This window comes from Winogradskyella sp. MIT101101 (genome assembly GCF_047126865.1).
Taxonomy (GTDB): domain Bacteria; phylum Bacteroidota; class Bacteroidia; order Flavobacteriales; family Flavobacteriaceae; genus Winogradskyella; species Winogradskyella ouciana.
Window position 1 is genome coordinate 3,462,818 of sequence record NZ_CP138982.1, and the last position, 24,619, is coordinate 3,487,436.

The 24,619-nt window shown below is 36.5% G+C and carries 20 protein-coding genes; 9 read left to right on the forward strand and 11 right to left on the reverse strand.

The window, feature by feature from the left end; genetic code table 11:
• Positions 1-19: 19 nt before the first annotated feature.
• Genes SIB89_RS15555 through tpx form a run of 3 tightly spaced genes read right to left on the reverse strand, consistent with a single transcriptional unit; the run spans position 20 to position 1,741 of the window.
• Positions 20-826, reverse strand: a complete 807-nt coding sequence (locus SIB89_RS15555; protein WP_412560488.1) for a M15 family metallopeptidase — start codon at positions 824-826, stop codon at positions 20-22.
• A gap of 43 nt (positions 827-869) precedes the next feature.
• Entirely contained in the window at positions 870-1,235 is a 366-nt protein-coding gene (locus SIB89_RS15560) for a diacylglycerol kinase family protein (protein WP_412560489.1), read from the reverse strand.
• 5 nt (positions 1,236-1,240) lie between these two features.
• A complete protein-coding gene (gene tpx / locus SIB89_RS15565) occupies positions 1,241-1,741 on the reverse strand; it encodes a thiol peroxidase (protein ID WP_412560490.1) in 501 nt (166 codons plus the stop codon).
• A gap of 269 nt (positions 1,742-2,010) precedes the next feature.
• Between tpx and SIB89_RS15570 the strand changes: the two genes are divergently transcribed.
• Complete coding sequence (locus SIB89_RS15570; RefSeq protein ID WP_412560491.1) at positions 2,011-2,742, forward strand: hypothetical protein; 732 nt, start codon at positions 2,011-2,013, stop codon at positions 2,740-2,742.
• 45 nt (positions 2,743-2,787) lie between these two features.
• Here SIB89_RS15570 and pheT read toward each other — a convergent pair whose 3' ends face one another.
• Positions 2,788-5,214: a phenylalanine--tRNA ligase subunit beta gene (gene pheT / locus SIB89_RS15575; protein ID WP_412560492.1), complete on the reverse strand. Its 2,427-nt coding sequence runs from the start codon at positions 5,212-5,214 to the stop codon at positions 2,788-2,790.
• Positions 5,215-5,331: 117 nt separating this feature from the next.
• On the opposite strand from pheT, the gene SIB89_RS15580 reads away from it, so the two are divergent.
• Complete coding sequence (locus tag SIB89_RS15580) at positions 5,332-6,567, forward strand: peroxiredoxin family protein (RefSeq protein WP_412560493.1); 1,236 nt, start codon at positions 5,332-5,334, stop codon at positions 6,565-6,567.
• A gap of 257 nt (positions 6,568-6,824) precedes the next feature.
• Here the strand turns inward: SIB89_RS15580 and SIB89_RS15585 are convergent, their stop codons facing one another.
• From SIB89_RS15585 to SIB89_RS15595, 3 genes are all read right to left on the reverse strand, one after another.
• On the reverse strand, positions 6,825-7,724 hold the full coding sequence (locus tag SIB89_RS15585; protein ID WP_412560494.1) for a hypothetical protein: 900 nt from the start codon (positions 7,722-7,724) through the stop codon (positions 6,825-6,827).
• A 399-nt stretch (positions 7,725-8,123) separates the two neighbouring features.
• Entirely contained in the window at positions 8,124-8,420 is a 297-nt protein-coding gene (locus SIB89_RS15590; RefSeq protein ID WP_412560495.1) for a hypothetical protein, read from the reverse strand.
• Positions 8,421-8,574: 154 nt separating this feature from the next.
• Positions 8,575-9,969 carry a short-chain fatty acid transporter gene (locus SIB89_RS15595; protein WP_412560496.1) on the reverse strand — a complete coding sequence of 465 codons (1,395 nt, stop codon included), beginning with the start codon at positions 9,967-9,969 and terminating at the stop codon, positions 8,575-8,577.
• A gap of 148 nt (positions 9,970-10,117) precedes the next feature.
• Here SIB89_RS15595 and SIB89_RS15600 point away from each other — a divergent pair, with 148 nt between their 5' ends.
• The 3 genes from SIB89_RS15600 (at position 10,118) to SIB89_RS15610 (ending at position 11,571) form a co-directional block, all read left to right on the forward strand.
• Positions 10,118-10,270, forward strand: coding sequence for a YqaE/Pmp3 family membrane protein (locus SIB89_RS15600; RefSeq protein ID WP_155087881.1), 153 nt, complete (start codon positions 10,118-10,120; stop codon positions 10,268-10,270).
• 2 nt (positions 10,271-10,272) lie between these two features.
• Positions 10,273-10,914 (forward strand): SDR family oxidoreductase, encoded by a 642-nt coding sequence (locus SIB89_RS15605; protein WP_412560497.1) that lies wholly within the window; start codon positions 10,273-10,275, stop codon positions 10,912-10,914.
• Positions 10,915-11,010: 96 nt separating this feature from the next.
• Complete coding sequence (locus tag SIB89_RS15610; RefSeq protein WP_412560498.1) at positions 11,011-11,571, forward strand: type 1 glutamine amidotransferase domain-containing protein; 561 nt, start codon at positions 11,011-11,013, stop codon at positions 11,569-11,571.
• A gap of 296 nt (positions 11,572-11,867) precedes the next feature.
• Here SIB89_RS15610 and recG read toward each other — a convergent pair whose 3' ends face one another.
• On the reverse strand, positions 11,868-13,970 hold the full coding sequence (gene recG, locus SIB89_RS15615; protein WP_412560499.1) for an ATP-dependent DNA helicase RecG: 2,103 nt from the start codon (positions 13,968-13,970) through the stop codon (positions 11,868-11,870).
• Positions 13,971-14,118: 148 nt separating this feature from the next.
• On the opposite strand from recG, the gene SIB89_RS15620 reads away from it, so the two are divergent.
• Both SIB89_RS15620 and SIB89_RS15625 read left to right on the forward strand, forming a co-directional pair.
• The gene (locus tag SIB89_RS15620) at positions 14,119-16,098 is read left to right on the forward strand and encodes a M1 family metallopeptidase (protein WP_412560500.1); all 1,980 of its coding nucleotides are present in this window, start codon (positions 14,119-14,121) and stop codon (positions 16,096-16,098) included.
• Positions 16,098-16,982, forward strand: a complete 885-nt coding sequence (locus tag SIB89_RS15625) for a patatin family protein (RefSeq protein WP_273293119.1) — start codon at positions 16,098-16,100, stop codon at positions 16,980-16,982. Before SIB89_RS15620 ends, SIB89_RS15625 begins: the two co-directional genes overlap by 1 nt.
• A gap of 80 nt (positions 16,983-17,062) precedes the next feature.
• On the opposite strand, the gene SIB89_RS15630 is transcribed toward SIB89_RS15625, so the two are convergent.
• Together SIB89_RS15630 and SIB89_RS15635 are read right to left on the reverse strand one after the other, a co-directional pair.
• On the reverse strand, positions 17,063-17,581 hold the full coding sequence (locus tag SIB89_RS15630; RefSeq protein ID WP_412560501.1) for a hypothetical protein: 519 nt from the start codon (positions 17,579-17,581) through the stop codon (positions 17,063-17,065).
• Positions 17,582-17,661: 80 nt separating this feature from the next.
• Positions 17,662-19,239 (reverse strand): FMN-binding glutamate synthase family protein, encoded by a 1,578-nt coding sequence (locus tag SIB89_RS15635; protein WP_412560502.1) that lies wholly within the window; start codon positions 19,237-19,239, stop codon positions 17,662-17,664.
• Between the two features lie 50 nt (positions 19,240-19,289).
• Between SIB89_RS15635 and SIB89_RS15640 the strand changes: the two genes are divergently transcribed.
• Positions 19,290-20,885 (forward strand): hypothetical protein, encoded by a 1,596-nt coding sequence (locus tag SIB89_RS15640; protein ID WP_412560503.1) that lies wholly within the window; start codon positions 19,290-19,292, stop codon positions 20,883-20,885.
• Here the strand turns inward: SIB89_RS15640 and SIB89_RS15645 are convergent.
• The gene (locus tag SIB89_RS15645) at positions 20,879-22,156 is read right to left on the reverse strand and encodes a M20 family metallopeptidase (protein ID WP_412560504.1); all 1,278 of its coding nucleotides are present in this window, start codon (positions 22,154-22,156) and stop codon (positions 20,879-20,881) included. The genes SIB89_RS15640 and SIB89_RS15645 overlap by 7 nt on opposite strands.
• A gap of 131 nt (positions 22,157-22,287) precedes the next feature.
• Between SIB89_RS15645 and SIB89_RS15650 the strand changes: the two genes are divergently transcribed.
• Positions 22,288-24,618 carry an ATP-dependent helicase gene (locus tag SIB89_RS15650; protein ID WP_412560505.1) on the forward strand — a complete coding sequence of 777 codons (2,331 nt, stop codon included), beginning with the start codon at positions 22,288-22,290 and terminating at the stop codon, positions 24,616-24,618.
• Position 24,619 lies beyond the last annotated feature (1 nt).

Here is a 24,619-nt window from a genome sequence, read left to right on the forward strand (position 1 = left end):
ATGAAAATGGGAATCTATTTTATTTATATTGTTTTGCTTTTTCTGAAATACCATTAACATACTCCTCAATGATTAAAAGCACTTCCGCAAGCTCAGCACCTTCAAATCCTGAGATGTCTTCGGTATTTATATTAGCATTGTAAAATTCTAAATAGTTACTTGCTAATGGTAAATAGGACCAATGCCATTTTTCGAGATTATAACCCGTTCTGCCATTGCTTTTGTCGGTATATACTTGGTAAAACCCAAAGCTGTTGGCATTTGCGGTTAACCATTCATATGCCTTTAATCCTTTTCCGCTGTTAAAATACGAATTATTTAAACTATTTAAATCTATATCTGTTCCCCAATGATGCCTCGAAGAACTTGGCATGGAACTGTACTCTAAAATTTTTAAAGCGCGCTCTTTAGGCTCTAATTGTTTATACTTTCGCCATTTGCGTTCCCAAATCACTTTTTGTTCTTCAAAATTACGTGTTCCAGAAACTATTTTTAAGTTGACACCATCTCCATTTGCTGCTTCTACCATTTGTAAAAAAGCATCATAAGCTTCTTTTTTTAGGTAGATGTCTTTAGAAGCGTGTTGTGCATCAACTTTTATAAAGGTAGAATCACTTTTATAATCAAATTTACCAAGAACAAAATCTTTGTTAATGTTAAGATCTGACTTTATAATAGTTTCTACCTCTGGAATTTCTATAACTTCAGTTTGAGCACTTGTTTTATCTCTCGAATTACAACTTAAAAGCAGAATGATAATGGAAAATGTTACAACGATGGATTTCATTTTAAGGCTTAGAAGTGTTTCTGGTTTTGGCTGGTACAAAAATACAAATATGTAACGCTTGTAATGGTTGTTTTGGTATGTATTAAAACTTAGGAAAATAAATAATGCCCGCAATTATAACCGCTACAATGGAAGCGATAAACACCGCACCTGCGGATATATCTTTTATCAGTCCAATTTTAGGATGATGGTCTGGATGTACAAAATCCGCGATATATTCAATAGCCGTGTTAACGCCTTCAATGCTCATCACTAAGCCAATCATAGCGATTTGCACCATCCATTCCGTGGTTGAAATATTATAATAAAATCCGGCAATGGTCACAACAGCAGCAATAAAAACCTGAATTTTTATACTCGACTCGGTTTTAATAAGAATAAGCATGCCCTTAAAGGCAAAGCCAACACTTTTTAGGCGATTAATAAGAAAGGATTCCTTTTTTTGCATCAAACCTATGCTAAACTCTTAATCGCAGCTTCGTAGTTTGGTTCGTCAGCAATTTCAGAAACTTGCTCAGTGTGTAATACTGTTCCATCTGTATCTATAACCACAATACAACGCGATAGTAAAGTTTCAAACGCTCCTGTTGTAAATGTAAGACCGTAATCTTTTCCAAATTTTCCTGTTTTGTAATCCGAAAGGCTAACCACATTTTCAATGCCTTCAGCACCACAGAAGCGTGCCATGGCAAATGGCAAATCTTTAGAAATGCAAAGTACTTTGGTGTTATCCAATTGACTTGCCTTTTCATTAAAAGTTCTAATGGATTGTGCGCATGTACCAGTATCTACACTAGGAAATACATTCAATACTAGTCTAGAGCCTTCAAAATCTGAATATGATTGATCTGATAAGTCTGTGTCAGTTAATTTAAAATCTGGAGCTTTGCTACCAACTGTTGGTAGGTTGCCTATTGTTTCTACTGGAGTGCCTCCTAAGGTTACATTTGCCATAATTATTGTGTTTTAGACTGTAAATTTAAAGATTATAAATGTTTTCAAATGCTAAATAAATACAAATGTTTCCTGTAGATTTTCGCTTCATGGAGATTTGATTAACAATTTGGTGATGTTAAATTAACATTTAATCGAAATAATAGGTTTTTTACATAAGTTTTTTAAGCACTGTTATTTTTAATTCTACCTTCGACGATAAGAGCTATTAATTAAATCAATATCTATAGACAAGTATCCCTAATTGTCTATTACAATCTTTATTTTTTATGAAATTTGAATTACGAAAATCAAAGGTTTTACGTGCTTTATTAATTGTAGTGCTGTTTCTTTTATTGGGTAATCTTTTTGCTGTGTATTTAAGATTCAATACCGAAGGGATGGACAGTAAAGTTACAAGGCTAATGATAAAGCTATTCGACTTTAACCTTGAAGCCAATTTACCAACGTATTTTTCTTCTTTAACATTAATGTTTAATGGGTTTCTATTGGCGCTTATTGGATTTACGCATAAGAAGTTAGGTCAAAAATTCTGGCATTGGTTGGGCTTATCTGCCATATTTATCTTTTTGGCATTTGATGAAATGATACAGATCCATGAGCAACTTCGTGCTCCGATGGAAGCCTTATTTAATACCTCTGGACTTTTATATTTTGCATGGTTTATTCCTTACTTAGCAGTTACCATATTAATATTCATCGCATACTTTAAATTTATGATGCGTTTGCCAAAACGCGTCTTAAAACTATTCATTATCGCAGGTGTTTTATACGTAGGTGGTGCCGTTGGTATGGAGATGTTGGGAGGTTGGCACGCGGAAATCCATACGGAATATACATTCACTTACGCTATGATGTATTCTTTTGAAGAGTTATTGGAAATGTCTGGTGCCGTTGTATTCCTCTATGCGTTGTTAGTGTATATCACAACAGCATTTAAGAATTTAAAAGTGAGATTTAAGCCAAAAAAGAATAAAAAGAAGAAAGCTGTAGAAGCCTAATATAAAGAAAGCCTTAACTGAAGAGTTAAGGCTTTTTTGTTGTTATTATCTTAATTCTGCACCAAGCTTACTCTCAAAGTTAGATTGCAACTTGTTCATAATCTTATCAATCTGCTTATCGGTAAGCGTTTTGTTTTCATCCTGAAGTGTAAAACTCACCGCATAACTTTTCTTGCCAGCAGGTAAATTTTTGCCTTCATACACATCAAACAAATTCACGTTTTTAAGCAATTGCTTTTCGGTTTGCTTGGCGATGGTGTGAATATCTTCAAAACTTATACTGTTATCTAGAAGTAAAGCGAAATCACGTCGCACCTCAGGATATTTAGGAATAGCAGTGAACTTTATTTTGTTATGCTGAGCCATGTCCAGAACATTATCCCAATTAAAATCGGCAAACAATACGTTTTGTGAAATTCCGAAATGCTTCAATACTGATTTTTTGACCAGACCAAAATCAACAAGCTTCTTTTTACCGAGCGATAAGCTCATGCCTTCGCTTAAAATATCAGATTTGGTCGGTGCCGATTTTATACGATTTAATCCTAGTCGTTGTAAAATCGCTTCAACCGTTCCTTTTAAATAAAAGAAATCACTTGGGCTCGCAACGGAATTCCAGCGTTCCTCGGTTTTATTTCCTGTGACAAATAAGGATAGATGCTTGTTTTCTTCTCGTTCTTCTGAATACTGATGATAGGTTTTACCGAATTCAAACAACTTTAAATCGTTACGTTTTCTATTGATGTTATGAGACACAGCCTCTAAACCAGAAAACAATAAGGATTGACGCATCACTTCCAAATCGTTACTCAACGGATTCAGCATATGTACACTATGGTCGCCATTTAAATCGTCACTCAATTCCACATACTTAGGCGAGGTGAGTGAGTTCGTCATAATCTCAAAAAAGCCTTGGGAAGCCAATTGATTCCCAATCACATTCTGAACTTTATAATCTTCAAAACGCGACGAGTTAGAAATAGAGGCATTCAGTTTTTCCGTAGTGCCTACATTGTTGTAACCGTAAACCCTAAGGATTTCCTCGATAATATCAGCTTCGCGCTGTACATCATTTCTGTAGGCGGGAACGGTTAATCCCAAACCAGCCTCAGTTACATTATTGACTTTGATGTCCAAAGAGGTTAAAATGCTTTTTATAGTTTCTCTAGGAATTTCCTCACCGATCAACTTCTTGGCATTATCAAAACTCAAGCGTACTTGAAAATCCTCAATCTTATTTGGGTAAGCATCCGAAATATCACTACTTATTTCGCCACCAGCAATATCTGTAATCATTAAAGCAGCACGCTTTAAGGCATACTCTGTAATGTTCGGGTCGATACCTCTTTCAAATCTAAAGGATGCATCGGTATTCAAGCCATGGCGTTTTGCTGTTTTTCTAACACTTACAGGATCAAAATAAGCACTCTCCAAGAAAATGTTGGTAGTACTTTCCGTTACGCCAGAATCAATACCTCCAAAAACACCAGCAATACACATTGGTTTTTCGGCATCGCAAATCATAAGATCGTCTTCGTGCAATTCCCTGACCACTTCATCTAGAGTCGTGAATTTGGTACCTGCTTTACAGGTTTTTACTTCAATTTTATTTTTTGAAATCTTATGTGCATCAAAGGCATGTAACGGTTGCCCAAGTTCATGCAACACATAGTTAGTAATATCTACAATATTGTTGATAGGTGATAAGCCAATGGACTTTAAGCGATGCTGTATCCAATCGGGAGAGGGTTCAACTTTAACGCCAGAAATGGTAACACCACAATAACGCGGACATTTTTCTTTGTCTTTTACCTCTACATCGATTTTGAGCGATCTGGCATCAACATGAAAAGAACTTACCGAAGGTGTAATTAACTCCACGGCAATTTCTTGTTGTAATAGTCCTGCTTTTACATCGCGCGCTACACCATAATGACTCATGGCATCAGCACGGTTTGGCGTTAGGCCTATTTCAAAAACATCGTCATTTTCAATATTAAAGATGTCTGCTGCAGCAGTGCCAACTTTAATTTTAGGATCCAATACCATAATACCATCGTGCGATTCGCCAAGACCTAATTCGTCTTCAGCGCAAATCATACCATGACTTTCCTCACCACGAATCTTACCTTTTTTAATCTTCCAGGCTTCACCTTCAGCAGTGTATAACGTTGTTCCAATAGTCGCCACAGGGACTTTTTGCCCAGCTGCTACATTGGGTGCGCCACAAACAATTTGTAATGGTGCGTCATCTCCAATAGTTACAGTAGTGATTTTAAGTCGGTCTGCATTTGGGTGCTGTTCGCAAGTTAAGACTTCGCCAACAACGATACCTTCCAATCCGCCTTTTACGGATTCGTAGCGTTCAATACCTTCAATTTCCAAGCCGAGATCGGTGAGTAGTTCTCCCGTTTTCTCCGCGTCCCAATTTATCTTTATAAACTGTTTTAACCAGTTGTACGATATCTTCATAGTCTTAATTCAATGAAGCCACAAAGATAGTAATACTTGAATGTTAATGAAATTGTACTTTGTTTTTTTATCTAAGGACATTGTTATAATTTCGGACTTTATAGAAAACGCATTGTTATGAAAAAATTAATGGTATTGCTTTTGGTCGTTTCGCTTTGGAATTGCGAAGAACAGAAAACACCAAAATATTTAGAAACAGGAACCTATAGAGCGGTGTTGGATGTTCAGGATGGTGAGGAATTGCCCTTTATTTTTGAAGTGGAATCTAAGGACAAATTGAAAATCTTTAATGCCGAAGAAACTATTGAAGTGGATGAAATAGAATACAGAAACGATTCTATTTTTATTAAAGCACCTGTATTTGAAGGCTATATCGCTGCGACGTTTGAAGATAAAAACCTAAAAGGCAGTTTTATAAAGGAAAGTCTGGATCGAGTCGTGCCATTTTCTGCGGAATATGAAAACACCAAACGATTTGAAACCACACAAGAACCAACGCAAGACGTTACAGGAACTTGGGAAACCGTATTCAGTAAAGACATAGAAGGCGATGAATATATTGCCAAAGGCATCTTTAAACAAGATACTTCGACAGGCTCAGCACAAGGCGGCAAAGTCACAGGAACATTTAGAACCACAACAGGCGATTACCGTTTTCTCGAAGGTGTTATGGACGGCAACACCATGAAACTCTCAACCTTTGATGGTGCACATGCCTTTTTATTTACGGCTAAAGTCTCGGACTCTACCATGGAAGGCACCTTCTATTCCGGTAACCATTGGAAAGAACCGTTTGTAGCAAAGCGCAATGCCGATTTTGAATTGCCAAGTGCGAATGACTTAACCTTCTTAAAGGAAGGCTATGATAGTTTGGATTTTTCATTCCCAGATGAAGATGGCAACATGGTGTCGTTGAGCGATGAGCGTTTTAATAATAAAGTAGTCATTGTACAGATTATGGGCACCTGGTGCCCTAACTGTTTGGATGAAAGTAAATACTACACCAAATACTATCAGGCCAATGCCGAACGAGGATTAGAAATTGTAGCTTTAGCTTTTGAATATGCCAAAACTGAAGACAAAGCCTTTGCAAGTATTAAACGTTTAAGAGACAAGTTAGATATTGCCTATCCAATTCTTTTAGCACAATATGGCACGTCTGATAAGGCCAAAGCACAAGAAAAATTACCAATGCTCAACCATGTACTGTCATACCCAACTTCAATTTTTATTGATAAAACGGGTAAGGTGCGTAAGATACATACAGGCTTTAACGGTCCTGCAACTGGTGAAAAGTATGAGGAATTTAAAACGGAATTTAAAAGTTTTGTTGGTGGGTTGTTGGTGGAATAGGTGGGAACAAACGATTATACACGTCTTAAGTTTATAATTAATTAAATTAGCCTAAAATTACTTGTTTTTTACCACAGTACTTTGTTAGCTGCTGGTTTTTTCTTCAAATGTATATTTTCCAAGTCTTAAAATACAGAAGAAAACTAATATAACAGCTTGTAAGTTATAATCAGAGTATTGTAAAAATGAATGTGCTATATTATTCCGTAAATTTTTTCCCTTTAATGTGAATGTGTATTTGAATAACTCAATATCCCTCATTGTGAAATGTTTTTTGTAGTCGGATTGTCAAGTAATTCCTCCAGAAGTTGTTCCTTTATTTCTCCTCTTTTTGATGTAGACGTATTTCCACCTGACAAACGAATAAAATCTCTTAAAGCTCCTTCAAACTTTAAAGTTAAAGAGTCCATTGCTAAAATGAAATTGTTGATTTTATTAGTATTCATTAATACTGATAGTTCAAATTGAGCGAATAAATTATGAATTCCAGGTGCAAGCATTGTCAACCAAGATGAGTTTTGGTCAATTTCATTATCAGTCATTCCTCGCTTGAATTTAATACCATACCAAGTGTGAGTTTCCAAGAACTCAAATATTTTGTAATAATTTAGTTTACCTGTTAAGATTCCATCTACGAATACTTTTAGAAAAAGGCTGGAACATTTAACTCCGTGAGAAATGGTATAGCTTTGAATTATTTCTTTGTCAATTTTCTCTGAATCTTTGAGATTCTTAAAGTTGCTGTTTATGTCAAAAACACTTGTGCTAAAAAGGTGACTAATTGATTTCTTTATTGATTTTTTTGCGTTTTCTTCATTCTCAATTGGGTCAACAAGTATGTCCTCATTAATTGAAAAGAAAGCAAGAATTCCTTCTGTTGGCATATCTAATATGATTTTAGATTTCATATTAAGATATTCGTTAAACATTTCTGTTTCCTTTTCACCAAGTTGCCAACTTACTTTTCCAAGTTTTACAGTTTGTTTTAATCTATTATATTCTTTTAAAACTTCTTCAGCTTCATCTAATTTCCCTGCTAATCTTAAATATTTAGCTTTAGTTCCAATTGTTGTGTATTTAACAAAGTCAGTATCTTCAGGATGTTGTTCGATAATAATATCTTCATTTTTAGCTAGTAACTCATATAATTTATTCAATGGAAGTTCGAGAGAATTATAAAGTCTTATTCCAGAATCAAGTGTGCTTTTATTAGAAAAATATGAAACAGATTTGTCTTCTTCTATCCAACTCGGTAATTTATTTGCTATGTCATTTAGTTCTTCCCTTGAAAGTATATTATTATCTAAAATTGTATTTAGAATGTTTGGTTTAAGCCAATTTGGTAAGTCGTTAATTAATATAATTGCAGCTTCTTTAGCTTGTTCTATTTTCTTCTTTGACTTTTTTGATATATAAAGAATTGCGGAAAGAATAATTGTTAATTCATTGGCTTCATCTGATTTTATTCTGTTTATAGTTTGAATGTAATTATCAATTGCTATTTCTGCATATTTGTTGTGTTTTGTTTCTTGCCATAATAAGTGCGAATATCTAGATTATAGCCAAGTGTTTTCAGTTTCGTCTAATCTGCTCTTTAAATATTCTAGGTCTTTCTTTTCAAGTCCAATTCCTGCGATTTGACCTTTCGTGTCAGTGACTTGAACATTAGTTTTTAATTCCCCTTTATTTAAATTGTAGTTTAATGATTTTCTTTCGATGATTAGTTTATCCTCCCAATCTCCATCGATTCTTATGGTTTGTTTGATTTCTCTATGAATATTCCAAGTGCTCAATGAATTGAGATTTTCAATTGAGTTATAGAATTCTTTTAATTCATCTGGAATTTCTTTCATATGAGTAGGTCAAACTTGCAGCTAACTCGTATATAACTCGCTATATACGTTTCCATTACCGAATATAAGAATTATTTCAAAACCCTTGGAGATTAAGCCCTAATTCAAAATTGCCTATAATATTTGGTAAACATTTTTACTGATTTGTTATGGCTTACAGCGGCACATAACTCACCATCAAACTCTGTATCACAAACAACACCACAAAAGGAATAAACAAATACCCAACAACATCCCTTGCTTGTATTTTAATGCCTTTGCCCATCACTGGGAAAACAATCAGCAAAAAGAAGGGTTGTAACAAATTGCTCAGACTTTCACCATAAGCCACAGACATGGAGGCTCTGGCAATCATGGCTGTTACTTCGGTAGGTGAGAGGTTAGCGCCAAGTTCTTGTACCATATTAATAATACTTGGGCCAATCACGGCAAACTCACCACCTGCTGAGGGAATCGCAAAATTAATCACACCTCCTGTGAGATAGGATATAAACGCATAGGATTCAGGCGTAGCTATAGAAACCAAAACATTAGAGATTTTTTCGCCCAAACCAGAGGCCATCATAATACCCATAATACCTGCATAAAATGGATATTGAAACAAGATGCCAGAGATATTGGAGCTGGCCCGTTTCATGGCAATGCTGTAGCGCATCGGAGTGATATGCAACAGCATACCAACAATCAAGAATATAAAAATCATGATGTTGAAGTTGAGGTCAAATCCCTTGGTCGCAAAATGATAGACAATATAAATCACTCCCAAAAGCGCCACACCAATTTGTAACCAACCAGCATTGTTAAGTGCGTCAGAAACGGCTTTAAATGGTAACTTATAAGATAAGGCTTCCGCTTTTACCGAGCTTTCTTCATCATCCAAAGAGGTTTGTAGGTCCTTGAGTTCTTTGCCTTCAAAGGATTTTGGAATCAATAGCCAAATCAGGATAGGAGCGACGACCACAAACAACACAATCATGGTAAGGTTGAGACTTGAGCCTAAACTATAACCCGTTGAAATGGTATCGTTAAGGACTCCGCTTTCAATTAAAAAATTGTTTTCCGTATTCAGTAACAGCGCAATGGAACTCGACAATCCACAAACCCAGCCATTAAAAGAAAAATACACACAAGCCACTAAAAAAGGGTAGTGGATGCCCTTAATGCGCAAAGCTAATTCACGCCCTAAAATAGCAGTGACGACCACCATACCAAAACTAATTAACGACAGTAGCGAGCCAAGTGCAATAATGATAAGATAGACTTGTGTTGGTGTATTAATCCATTTAGACAATCGGTCAATGCCTTTTTTTACTAAAGGTGATTGTGCAATACAATAGGCTGTTATAATAATTAAAACAATTTGCATCCCAAAGGACAGTAGGTTCCAGAAGCCGTTGTACCAACCTTCTAGAACTTGTATGGGCTTACTCTCTGTAAATAGTAAAGCAAAAATGCCAGTCAATAAAGTCAAGATCAGCGCAAAAACATAAGCGCTGGGCATATACTTGGTAAAGCCGTCGGTAAATTTTTGGCCGAGTTTGGTGAGCATTGTAATGTTGGTTATTGGACTAAAATAAAATTTTGTTATGACGTATCAAACCCATTGATTAATTAATATGCGTTAAGATTTAATTCTTTATGATTAAGCATTGCTTTGGTTGTCAGTTATATTTGGAATGAACCAAAACAAATTAACAATGTCATTATTAACAATTATCCTAAATATATTATTACCACCATTAGCCGTATTTCTTAAGCATGGTTTAGGAACCACATTTTTAATCAGCGTGCTACTCACCTTATTGGCTTGGTTGCCAGGTGTGATTCATGCATTTATCGTTAACGGATAATAATGGAGAACGTATTAGTAGCAGGTGCCAATGGTACCACAGGAAAACAGATCATTAAACTTTTAAAGTCCTCTCAATATTTCAATCCCATCGCTATGGTGAGAAAGGAAGACCAGCAAGAGCAATTTAAGAACGACGGAGTGGATATTGTTCTGGCGGATTTAACCGAGAATTTAACGCATGCTGTCAACAACGTCGATAAAGTTGTATTTGCAGCAGGCTCTGGAGGAAAAAATGTCGTTGAAGTAGACCAAGAAGGTGCTAAGCGCTTAATGGCAGTTTCAAAAATGGCGAATGTCAACCGATTTGTGATGTTGAGTTCTATGGGAGCCGATAATCCTGAAGCGGCTGAAGATTTAAAGGATTACCTAAAAGCCAAACAGAATGCCGATGAGCATTTGAGGGATAGTGGTCTAAAATATACCATCGTACGACCAGGAACTTTGAATAATTCCAACGGAAAGGGAAAAATTGAACTGAAAGAAAAATTAAACAAAGATGGTGAAATCAGTAGAGCAGATGTGGCTCAGACTTTAGTTAGAGCCTTACATGATGATGCTCCCTATAATGTGACTTTCGAAATTCTTGAAGGTGATACAGGTATTGGTGATGCCATGAATAATCTAAATGCAAATGTCAATTAGGTTTACCCTATATGTGAATGGTGAATGACGAATGACGAATGACGAATGACGAATAATGAATTAAAACGAATAACGAATTTAAAAACAGAAAACAAAATGGAAAATTTAAATAAAAAAATAGTTGCCATATTAGCAACAAACGGATTTGAAGAAAGTGAATTAAGAGAACCAAAAAAAGCCTTGGAAGAAGCTGGAGCCGATGTGCATATTGTATCATTGGAGTCTGGGGAAATCAAAGGTTGGAACGACGGTAACTGGAGTAACTCATATAAAGTAGATAAAACTTTAAGTGAAGTGAACCAAAAAGATTACAATGCTTTGGTGTTGCCAGGCGGACAGATTAATCCAGATGTATTGCGTAAAGATAAAAACGCAGTAGCCTTTGTAAGATCATTCTTTGAAGCGCATAAACCTGTTGCAGCGATTTGTCACGCACCTTGGTTATTGGCGGAAGCTGGAGTCATAGAAGGACGAAAAGTAACCTCTTATGATTCTATAAAAACAGACTTAATTAACGCAGGAGCCAATTGGGTAGATGAAGAAGTTGTTGTCGATGAAGGATTGGTAACCAGTAGAAATCCTAATGATTTACCAGCCTTCAATGCCAAATTGGTAGAAGAGGTTTACGAAGGTAAACACGAAGAACAAACCGCGTAATTACGCATGATTAATAGCTTTAAAAAGGTGCTTTTTAGCACCTTTTTTTATGTCTTAACGATACGTTAATTAACAGAATATCAGTACGCTTTAACAACTCTCTAACAAGCTTGCTTTTATTATGGGAGTAATTTGTGGTGTACAAAATTTGTATTTCATCAAGAAAAACATGTACAGTTATGTTTTAAAGGTCTGGTCGTTGTTGGTGCCAGGCCTTTTTTTCTTGTCCTAAACTCGTTTAAGATTATTTTGTGTCATCCTGAACTCGTTTCAGGATATAGCTTAAGATTGAAGAACTAACTAATATAATTCCAAATATTACGATACTTGCTCATTTGCCTGTAGGTGTTCAAAATCACCTTATGCTCTGGCAACGCCAAACTTGGATCTAACTTTAAAACCGTTTTAGCATAATATCGAGACTGCTCTAAAATGTCCTTGTCTTTTACTACATCTGCAATCCGGAGATTTAAAACACCACTTTGTTGTGTGCCCATTATATCGCCAGGACCACGCAATTTTAAATCCACTTCAGCAATTTCAAAACCGTCACTACTGCGCACCATGGTTTCCAATCGTGTTTTACTATCCTGACTCAGTTTATGGCTGGTCATTAAAATACAGTAACTCTGTTCTGCACCACGACCTACGCGACCACGCAATTGGTGCAGCTGCGACAAACCGAAACGTTCGGCACTTTCAATCACCATTACCGAAGCATTGGGTACGTTTACACCAACCTCAATAACCGTTGTGGCAACCATAATATGGGTTTTGCCTTCTGCAAAGCGTTGCATTTCATAATCCTTATCAGCCGCTTTCATTTTACCGTGAACTATGGAAATTTGGTAATCTGGCATTGGAAATTCGCGTGAAATACTTTCATAGCCATCCATCAGATCTTTATAATCCAAGGCCTCACTTTCTTGAATTAATGGATAGACCACATAAATCTGTCTGCCTTTGGCAATTTCATCCTTCATGAATTTAAAAACCTTCAGTCGATTGTTGTCATATCGATGTACCGTTTTTATTGGTTTTCTATCTGCAGGTAATTCGTCAATAACTGAGATATCCAAGTCGCCATAAACTGACATGGCCAAGGTTCTTGGAATTGGAGTTGCGGTCATCACAAGAACATTCGGAGGCAATTCATTTTTGTGCCACAATTTTGATCTTTGCTTAACTCCAAATCGATGTTGTTCATCAATTATGGCGAGACCTAAATTCTTGAATTTTACCTTATCTTCGAGTAGGGCATGAGTGCCAACTAGAATCTGTAAATTGCCATTTTCGAGATTTTCGTGGATTTTTCGTCGTTCTGAAGTTTTACTTGAACCAGTTAATAATGAAATACTGATATTCAATTTATTACACCATTCTTGTAAACCATTATAGTGTTGTACTGACAAAATTTCAGTCGGCGCCATTAAACAGCATTGAAAACCGTTGTCAAGTCCCATGAGCATTGACATAAATGCAACTATGGTTTTTCCTGAGCCTACATCTCCTTGTAAAAGTCGATTCATCTGCGCATTGCTGCCTAAATCCGATCTGATTTCTTTCAAAACACGTTTCTGTGCATTGGTTAATTCAAAGGGTAAATGGTCGTTGTAAAAGGTGTTGAAGTAGTCTCCTACTTTATCAAAAACTAAGCCTTTTATTTTGGATTTATGGATGAGATTTTTCAGAATTAATTGTAATTGGATATAAAATAATTCTTCAAATTTCAACCGAAACTGAGCCCTTGAAAGTAGCTCTGGAGACTTCGGAAAATGCACATTAAATAGGGCGTCGGATTTTGATAATAATTTCAATTCGCCTCTAATGGAATTGGATAAGGTTTCCACAAACTTGCCCTTCGTTTCCAAAAACAATTGTTGCATAATTTTAGAAACGACTCTGTTGCTGATGCCTTTATTGGATAATTTTTCAGTCGAAGGGTAAATGGCCTGCATGGCTGAGCGCAGATTACTTTCATGCTCGGATTGCAATTCAATCTCAGGATGTGGCATGCTGTATTTGCCACTAAACCAGTTGGTTTTTCCGAAAATCACATAGGGTTGACCGACTTTTAAGCTTTCCCTAATCCATTTTTGACCTCGAAACCATACGAGTTCCATGGTTCCGGTGTCGTCCCTAAAATCTGCTACAAGGCGCTTACCGCGTTTCTGCGCGACTTCTCTAAAACCAGTAATAGTACCAATGACCTGAACTTCGGCATTGTTGCGTTGCAACTGGTTAATTTTATAATATTTAGTGCGATCAATATACCGATTAGGAAATAGATTAATAAGGTCTTGATAGGTGTGAATACCCAACTCTGAGCGCAATAAATCCGCACGGTTTGGGCCAACGCCTTTGAGGTAATCGATAGGTGTTTGGAGGTTCACACTCATAGTTGCGAATTTAATTAATTCCTGCGAAGAAAAGAATCACTTTGGGATGTCATTCAGAGCGCAGCGAAGAATCTCACGTTTTAGGTTCCTGCCTTCGCAGTAATGGCAGAAAATTGTATTTTGGTCTTATTCTTGCTTAAATCTAAATATGAAAAGAATTGTTGCTGTTTTATCGTTTTTCTTAATGAGTATTGCCTTTGCCCAACAAACGGATTATGTGGATTTTAAAAGTGCTAATGCTTTATTAGGTTTTATCCCAGATTCATCTATGGTTTTTGGTAAGGTTTGGTATAAGTTTGAGATATTGCAACCCACAGACTCTGTATATTTAGATGCGGTGAATATGGATGTCGAGAATGTTGAAATAAGAGTGAGAAATGAGAATCCAAAGCCGATTGATTTTAATATAAATAACGATAAAATTTATTTTAAGTACTCCTTTGAAGAAAGCGAAACTTACACGGTCTATTTTGATTACGATGCTTATCCGAAAAAAGCACTATACTTTTTAAAGCGCAATAATGATTGGCAAATCTGGACACAAGGCCAAGGTAAATACACAAGTAACTGGTTTCCGAGCATTGATGATGTCAATGATAAAATTGTTTTTAATCTAAGTCTTGTAGATTGTGAGGCAAATAATTTTTTGTCTAACGGAGTGCAATCTTTGAGTATTCCTTTACCAGATAATTGTGTTAAGTACCAGTATAACATGCAACACCCTATGTCTAGCTATTTATTGGCTGTCGCAATCGGCAAATACAACAAAAAAACAGAAACCTCAAAAAGCGGTATTCCCTTAGAATATTACTACTATCCAGAAGATTCCTTAAAAGTCGAGCCAACCTATCGTTACTCTAAACAAATGTTCGATTTTCTGGAAGAAGAAATAGGTTTTGCCTATCCTTGGCAGAACTATAAGCAAGTGCCAGTACACGATTTTCTCTACGCTGGTATGGAAAATACGAGTTGCACTATTTTCTCCGATGCCTTTGTGGTCGATTCCATTGGGTTCAACGATAGAAATTATATTAACGTTAATGCTCATGAGCTAGCACACCAATGGTTTGGCAATTTGATAACGGCAACGTCTGGTGAGCACCATTGGCTGCAAGAAGGTTTCGCCACCTATTATGCCTTATTAGCTGAGCGCGATATATTTGATGATAACCATTTTTACTTCAAACTATTGAATTCTGCTATAGATTTGGGTAAACAAGATATTGCTGGTAGTGGGACTTCGCTTTTAAATCCTAAATCGAGCAGTCTAACATTTTATCAGCGTGGAGCTTGGGTCTTACATGCCTTACGAAGCAAAGTGGGTGGTGAGGTGTTTAAACAAGCAGTAAAAAACTATTTAGAAATGCATCAGTTCGACAACGTGGAAACCTCAGATTTTATTTCTGAAGTTGAGCGTTTGTATGGTAAATCGCTATCAGGTTTTGTGAATCAGTGGATAAAACAAAAAGACTTTCCTGTGGATGCGGCTTTCGACCTGTTAAAAAATCAATCTACTTATATCAATGAATATTTAATGGTAGATTGTCAGACGAAATCTTCGAAGTGTGCTGAGTATCTTAAATATTATATTTCAGATGAAGCTAAGGTGAAAATTATTTCCCAGGCACCAGAACTGGTGACCTCAGGTACGTTTGAGCATGGTTTAAAAGTTCGTCAGGCGATTTCAAAATACGTGACTCAGATTCCAAAGGAATTAAAGGAAGATTATGAAACATTGCTCGATGATAAATCCTATATTACCATCGAAAATGCATTGTACAATCTTTGGACTAATTTCCCTGAGGAGCGTGCCAAATACCTGTCTAAGACAAGAAATATTCACGGCTTTAGCGATAAGAATGTTAGACTATTATGGTTGGTTCTAAATCTAAACACACCGTTTTACCAAGCTGATAATAAACAAGGGCTTTATGAAGAATTGGTCAGCTATACGGATGAAAAATACAATGCCGATTTACGGATCAATGCCTTTCAGTATTTGGATTTGATAAAATCGTGCAATGACAAATGCCTTTCAAATTTAGAGCAAGCAAAATCACATCATAATTGGAGATTGGTTAAGTTTGCAAAACAAATGTCTGAACAACTTCAACAAAATAAAAATTAATGCGAGCACTAGTTATATCTGGAGGCGGAAGTAAGGGCTCTTTCGCTGGTGGAGTAGCGCAGTTTCTTATGGAGCGCGAAAAGCGTGAATACGATATGTTTTTAGGAACATCTACAGGAAGCTTGCTCGTTCCGCATTTGGCGGTCAATGATATATCAAAACTCTATGATATTTTCACAAATGTTCGGCAACAAGATATCTTTAGTGTGAGTCCTTTTGTGCAGCGAAAAAAAGGAGATAGAGAATTTGTATCCATAGATTTTGTGAATTCCATGTGGCAATTCATTAGAATGAAACGGACTTTTGGTGAGAGTAAAGCATTGCGACGAAATATTAGGGCAAACTTTACCAGGGAAGAGTATGAAAAGATAAAAGCAACAAAGCACGATGTGGTCGTTACGGTCTCTAATCTTTCCATGAATAGAGTGGAGTATAAGTCCATCCAAGACTGTACTTACGAGGAATTTTGTAACTGGATTTGGATTTCGTGCAACTATATCCCTTTTATGTCTTTGGCCAAAGTGGATGGTTATGAATATGCAGACGGAGGATTAGGTTGTGTAATACCGATAAGAGAAGCTATCCAGAGAGGAGCTACAGAGGTTGATGCCGTGGTATTGGAAGCTGAAAGCATGGGGAAGCAACGCGTATTGGGTAAAAATCCGTTTTCATTAATGATGAATTTATTCGGGCACTTACTCGATCAAGTAGAGCGAAACGATATACTTATTGGAAAGTTGGCGGCAAAGAATAAAAATGTAAAACTTAATTTATACTACACGCCCACAAGCTTAACGGAAAACTCATTGATCTTTAGTAAGCGACTGATGGAAAAATGGTGGCAACAAGGTTATGATTATGCCGAGAAACGACATGGTAAGTGATCTGAATATTGTGTTAGCTGTTAATTGCTTCGTCAATTGGTTTATTTGTGTATTTGTTTGATAACCTTCCTAACATCTAACTACCACAACTCTCCAACTTCCTCTTTAATAAATGAAAGTGCTGCTTTACTAGGTGAAGATTTGTCCATAAGCTCGGTTAAAATAACTTCACGCAACTTGTTTGCTGTATCTGTTTTGTCGTTCATTGTTGACTTTCTAATCAACTGAATAGTGGCATTTTTTGCAGCTATGATAATGTTCCAGCATTGGTCACTTACATAGATTTGTTGGGATAAATTGTGTTCAAATTCCTGTTCAATGGTTGCTATAAGTAAATTTTCATAATCTTCTTTATTTGAAGAGGTTGGGTTGACTCTAGTTAATAATTTTGAAGGTGCAATGCGTTCTAAGAAAAGCGACATACGTTCATAGGCCTGAAGTCGAATCGGAAAGGCTTCTTTCTGCAAATCTTTAGTGATTAAAAAGTTGCGTCGATTGTTTTCATTCTCTGTATGTTCTTTAAAAAATAAATAAGCAATTGCTCCCGTTACCAAAGCAGGAATGGTGTACATTAAAAGGTCTATAAGTTGTTGTTCCATTGTATAATTTCGTTTAGTCGTTTAGTCGTTTAGTCGTTTAGTCGTTTGGTTTTTCCTTATTCCTATTTTACAGCCTACTGTTAACTGCTTACTGAAGACTGAATACTACTCTTCCCGCCAAGATACTCACAATCCTTTAAATGTTGCATGGATTTAAATGGCACTGGTGTTTTTTTGTATTTATAAGTATGACTTAATTCTTCTGAGAGATTATGGTCATCGACATTGACATCAATATCATCCATGGTGAATTGGCAAGGATGCTCATAGCCTGAAGCATGTGTTATCTCAATCAGTTCCTTTCTAAACGTCTTAAAATATTGCGCTAGCCGTTCAGATTTTAAAGGAATGTCAATACCACGTTGCAACCATTTGCTTTGTGTAGCGACACCACTTGGACAACGATTGGTATGGCAAATCTGAGCCTGAATACAACCAATACTCATCATAGCTTCTCGTGCCACATTCACGCAATCTGCTCCCATGGCAAAAGCCATGGCTGCTTTTGCCGGGAAACCGAGCTTTCCACTCCCGATAAAAACGATACGCTCCGTTAGTCCTTTTTTCTGAAATAAACTATACAAATCGCCAAACCCATAGACCCAAGGCAAGGATACATGGTCGGCAAAACTCGGAGGTGCTGCACCTGTACCGCCTTCACCACCATCTACGGAAATAAAGTCTGGTCCTTTTCCTGTTCTAATCATGGTATCAGCAAGTTCTTCCCATTGTTCTAGTTTACCGATAGCGGCTTTTATGCCTACAGGCAAGCCTGTTTCTTCTGCTATGGCTTCGATAAAATCCACCATTTCATTTACAGTTGAAAACGCACTATGGTTTGGTGGCGACAATACGGTTTTACCAACTTCTACACCACGTATATCTGCAATTTCTTGACTGATTTTTGCTCCTGGTAAAACACCACCTTTACCAGGTTTTGCACCTTGAGATAATTTAATTTCTATAGCACGAACATAAGGGTGATCTTCAACCAGTTTCTTCATTTTTTCCATGGAAAAACTTCCGTCTTTTGCCCTTACTCCAAAGTAACCTGTTCCAAAATGAAAGACAACGTCACCTCCATGGCAATGGTAAGGTGAGAGTCCGCCTTCTCCCGTGTTATGGTAGGCTCCTGCGAGCTTTACGCCTTTGTTCATAGATTCTACAGCTCTTGCAGATAATGATCCAAAGCTCATAGCAGATACATTTATAATAGATGCTGGGCGATAAGGCTTACGTCTTTTGTTGAATTCTCCCATGACCTTGGCACATGGCAAAAAGGTTTTGTCTATAGAGTTAGGGTGGTCGGCTTCAATTTTAAAAGGAAACATAGCATTGTTGACAAAAATATGCTGGTGTGCATAGATGTCTCTATCCGTTCCGAAGCCTTCGTAATTATTTTCGTTTTTGGAAGACGCATACACCCAACTACGTTCTATACGGTTAAAAGGAAGTTCCTCTCTATTGTTTGCCACAAAATATTGACGGATTTCTGGACCAATGCCTTCAAATAAATAGCGAATACGACCAATGACTGGAAAGTTATGTCGGATGGTGTGCTTTCGTTGTAAAATATCTTGAATTGCAATGATTGCTATGATGATAAGTATCCAAGCCCACCAAGGAATTGTGCCTAAAAAATCTAAAATGGAATCCATTGAAATATTTAAAAAAGTAAAGATATTTAAAATTAATTGTTACCAAAACAATGAAACTTTATCTTTATAAGATGAAGCGTAATCACAAAAAGAAAATAATTATCATAAGTGTCATAGTGGTTTTGGCTATAGCATTGCCATTTATTGGTAATCTCATAATAGAAAACAAAATCACAACACTAATAAATAACTTACCAAAACATATCAATGTAGAATACTCTGATATTGACGCAAGCATGCTGTCGGGTAATTTAGAATTAGAGTCACCTCAGATAATGGTCAAGGGGGAAACGACGGATAGCATAATCTTCTCTGTAGAACTGGAAAAATTTGAAATAAACGATCTTAGCTATTGGGATTATATTTTTGACGATGAGCTCTCAATTGGTGCTATCAATATTGAAAATGCAATTATTAAGTACAGCTATAATCCTTTGATTGAAAATCAGAGCTATAGCTCTAATATCTTCGATAAAATTAAAAATAGCATTCAGGTTGAAAGAATTTCTGTTGTAAACTCTGATGTATTGGTCACAAATTTTAAAACTGATTCAACCATTTTAAGTTTACCACAATTTAATTTCGAATTTAAAGGTTTTGGTGTCAATCCTGAGAGCGAAAAAAAGCGAGTTCCTTTTACGTATAAAAGTTTTGATCTTGAAGGGAAAAATCTAAAATGGGCTGTTAATGACTATGAAAACTTAACCATAGAATCATTGAATGTCGCAGACTCTAGTGCTGTTTTTAAAGACTTTGGATTAAAAACTAAATATTCTAAGCAGCAGTTGTCAGATATATTAAAGGATGAAAGAGATCATTTTGATGTCAATATAAAAGAACTGAATTTACAACAACTTGATTTTGGATATAATGATGAAGACGAATTTTATTGTATTTCAGAAAAGGTAAAGGTCATTCAGCCTAACGCAGAAATCTATAGAGACAAGCTTGTTGCTGATGACCTTACTGAAAAGCCTTTATACAGTAAAATGCTCAGAAATTTAAATTTCAATTTAGGGTTGGATGAAGTGGTGCTAGAAAATGGATATTTGAAGTATTCAGAAAAAATGAATGCAGATAGCAAAGCAGGAACTTTGGAATTTAAAGATCTACAGGCATCCATAACAAATTTAGGGAATACCTATGGTGAAAAAGACACAAGGATTAATGTGAATTCATTATTCATGGAAACATCACCTATGGAGGTGGATTGGAGCTTTAAAGTTCAGGATACTACAGATCGATTTGTTTTTAAAACGGATTTAGACAGAATCCAAGCCGAAGAAATGAACCAGTTTACTGGGCCTAATCTAAATACACAATTTGAGGGTGTTTTAGAGCAAACTTATTTTACTATAAGCGGAAACCCATACACTTCAATTGTTGACCTTAAGGTGAGATATGATGATTTTAAGGTCATAGCTTTAAAAGAAAATGGTAAAGACAAAAAAACACTTTTATCTGGCATCATCAACCTACTTGTGTCCAATGACAGTGAAAACAAATCAAATGATTTTAGGAATAGTGATACAGAACAAGTAGAGCGCGATGTCACCAAATCTATTTTCAATTTCGTTTGGCTGAATATTCAGGATGGTTTAAAATCTGCGATGGTAGGCGACGGCAAACGAGAAAAGGACTATTGATTGTTTAAATAATCCAAAGTCAATTGTGTAAATGCTTTTACGCCAAGCAACATACCGCTTTCATCAATCTTAAAATCAGGTGTATGGTGCGGAAAAGCACCTTTTGATTCTTCGCTTGGTGTCATACCTCCTAAAAAGAAATATATGCCAGGAACCACTTCTTGGAAATAAGAAAAATCTTCACCACCAGTTGTGGCTTTCATGACTTTTACATTGTCACTTCCAGCAACTTCTTGCAATGACGGTAACATTTTATCTGTCAATTCAGGGTCGTTGAATGTAATTGATGTCTGGTTTCTAAATGAAATGGTTGCCTCGCCACCATAAGCTTTAGCGATGGTTTCTGTCATTTCTTTCATACGTCTTTCAATCATTGAGCGCATTTCTGGATCTAAGGTTCTTACAGTACCGATTAATTCTGCGGTTTCAGGTATAATGTTAAAACGTGTACCTGCAGTAATCTTGCCAACAGTAATCACAGCGGCCTCTTCAGTAAGTTTAGCTTCCCTACTGATAATGGTTTGAAGACCATCAATAATCTTTGCCGAAATCATAATCGGATCCACACCAGACCAAGGTTGAGAACCATGGGTTTGTTTTCCTTTTACGTTAATCACGAAGCGTTCTACGGAAGCCATGATACCGCCTTTTTTGTATTTTATGGTTCCGACTGGAGTGCCTGCATTTATATGCAAACCAAAGATGACATCTACTTTAGGGTTTTCAAGAACACCTTCTTTTATCATCAGTTTAGCTCCGCCTTCTTCACCAGGAGGTGGTCCTTCTTCAGCTGGTTGAAAAATAAATTTTACAGTGCCTTTTATTTTGTCTTTATGTTTAGACAAGACTTCCGCAGTAGCCATTAAAATAGCAATATGTGTATCGTGACCACAAGCGTGCATCACACCAGTTTCAGTGCCTAAAAAAGTAGTTTTCACTTCAGATTTAAATGGTAAATCGTTGCGTTCAGTCACAGGAAGCGCATCAATATCTGCTCTAAGTGCTACCACTTTGCCAGGAAGGTCTCCTTTTAATAAACCCACAACACCAGTGATTGCTACTCCTGTTTCAACTTCTAAACCCAAGGATTTAAGATGTTCGGCAATTTTTTCTGCCGTCTTAAATTCTTGATTTGATAATTCTGGATTTTGATGGAAATGACGACGCCATTCAATAAGTTTGTCTTCAATGTTGGTAATATCTTGGTCTATAGTATTTTGGGCGAAAGAGAAAGAGCATGCAAATAGCACTAATGCTAAAAAGGTTTTCATAAATTGAATTTTGCACTAAGATATTGAAATTTAGTTAAACAAAATTCTTGATATATTGTTTATAATTATTGATTCTAAACCATAGAAAAACCTATGACTATGCGTATTTTCACGGTTTGAAAAATTTAGTTTTGGAAAAGTACCTCAGTCAACTTAACGACGCTCAATTAGCACCAACATTACAGAAAGACGGGCCAATGATAATCATTGCTGGCGCAGGTTCTGGTAAAACACGTGTACTTACCTATCGTATTGCCTATTTGATGAGTCAAGGCGTAGATGCCTTCAATATTTTAGCGTTAACTTTTACCAATAAGGCGGCTCGCGAGATGAAAGGCAGAATTGCTGATATCGTCGGAGACAGCGAAGCTAAAAATCTTTGGATGGGAACTTTCCATTCCGTATTTGCCAAGATTTTACGTTTTGAAGGCCATCACCTTGGCTTTCCGAGCAACTTCACTATTTACGATACACAAGATTCCCAAAAACTTTTAGGTTCCATTATCAAGGAAATGGAATTGGATAAGGATATTTATAAAACCAAACAGGTTTACAGCAGAATTTCTTCCTATAAAAACAGTTTGATTACGGTTAAGGCTTATTTCAACAATCCAGAATTAATGGAAGCTGATGCTATGGCTCGTCGACCAAGAACGGGAGATATTTACAAGGAATATGTAGATCGCTGTTTTAAGGCAGGAGCTATGGATTTTGATGATTTGCTATTGAGAACCAATGAGTTGTTGACACGTTTCCCAAACGTGTTGGCGCAATATCAGAACAAGTTCCGATACATTTTGGTAGATGAGTATCAAGATACAAACCATTCACAATACTTGATAGTAAGAGCGTTATCTGACCGTTTTCAAAATATATGCGTAGTAGGTGATGATGCACAGAGTATTTACGCTTTCCGTGGTGCGAACATTAATAATATTCTAAACTTTCAAAAAGATTATGACGATGTTAAAGTCTATCGGTTAGAACAGAATTATCGTTCTACAAAAAATATTGTTGGTGCGGCAAACTCAGTTATTGAACACAATAAAACCAAGCTCGATAAAATAGTTTGGACCGCTAATGTTGAAGGTGAAAAGGTTATTGTTCACCGTACTATGACTGATGGTGACGAAGGTCGTTATGTGGCTAGTACCATTTGGGAAACCAAAATGAACGAGCAATTGCCCAATAGCGATTTTGCCGTACTGTATCGTACCAACGCACAATCGCGTGCTATTGAAGATGCCTTAAGGAAACGTGATATTCCGTATAGAATTTATGGAGGTTTATCATTCTATCAACGCAAGGAAATTAAAGATATAACGGCTTACTTGCGTCTTATTTTAAATTCGGCTGATGAAGAAGCCTTAAAACGTGTCATTAACTATCCGGCAAGAGGAATAGGACAGACGACGGTAGATCGACTTGTTGTTGCTGCAAATGCTACAGGAAAGACTATTTACGAGGTCATGCAGAATATTGACACTGTTTCCATTAATATCAATAACGGAACAAAGAATAAGTTGAAGGATTTTGTGACACTTATTGAAAGCTACAAGGTGATGAACCAAAACGCCAACGCATTTGAATTGGCAGAACATGTGACGAAATCTAGTGGTTTAATCAGGGAATTGAACAAAGACGGTACACCAGAAGGCGTCACCAAAATAGACAACGTACAGGAATTATTGAACGGTATTAAGGATTTTGTTGAAGGTCAGGTTGAAGTTGCCGATAGCACAGGGTCATTAGCTGAATTTTTAGAAGATGTGGCTTTGGCAACGGATTTGGATGGTGATAAAGGCGACCCAAACCATGTGGCATTAATGACCATTCACTTAGCGAAAGGATTGGAGTTCCCTCATGTGTTTATTGTTGGTATGGAAGAGGATTTGTTTCCAAGTGCCATGAGCATGAATACACGTAGTGAATTGGAAGAAGAACGACGTTTATTCTACGTGGCTTTAACCAGAGCTGAAAAACAAGCTTATCTTACTTATACGGTTTCACGTTATCGTTGGGGAAAATTGATCGATGCAGAGCCTAGCCGATTTATTGAAGAAATTGATGACAAGTTTGTTAACAATACAACACCAATGAAAGAGCAACGGTTTAACCCAATGCTCGATGCTTCAATCTTTGGTGATATTGAACCTAATAAAATCAGGTTTGCAAAACCAAAGTCGCCAAAGTTTAAGAAAAAGGATACTAAAAAGAAACCTGAAAACTTTAAAATCAGTACTCCAAAGAAATTGAAACCTGTGAGTCAATCCAACGGAGCTTCAAATTTGTTTGATACTAAGCTTACCGTAGGTAACAAAGTAAACCATCAACGTTTTGGTAGGGGAGAAGTTCTTAAAATTGAAGGTGCTGGAGGTGACCTAAAAGCTGAGATTAAGTTTGAAAATGGTGCCACCAAGAAACTACTTTTACGATTTGCTAAGTTGGAGATTATTGGGTAAT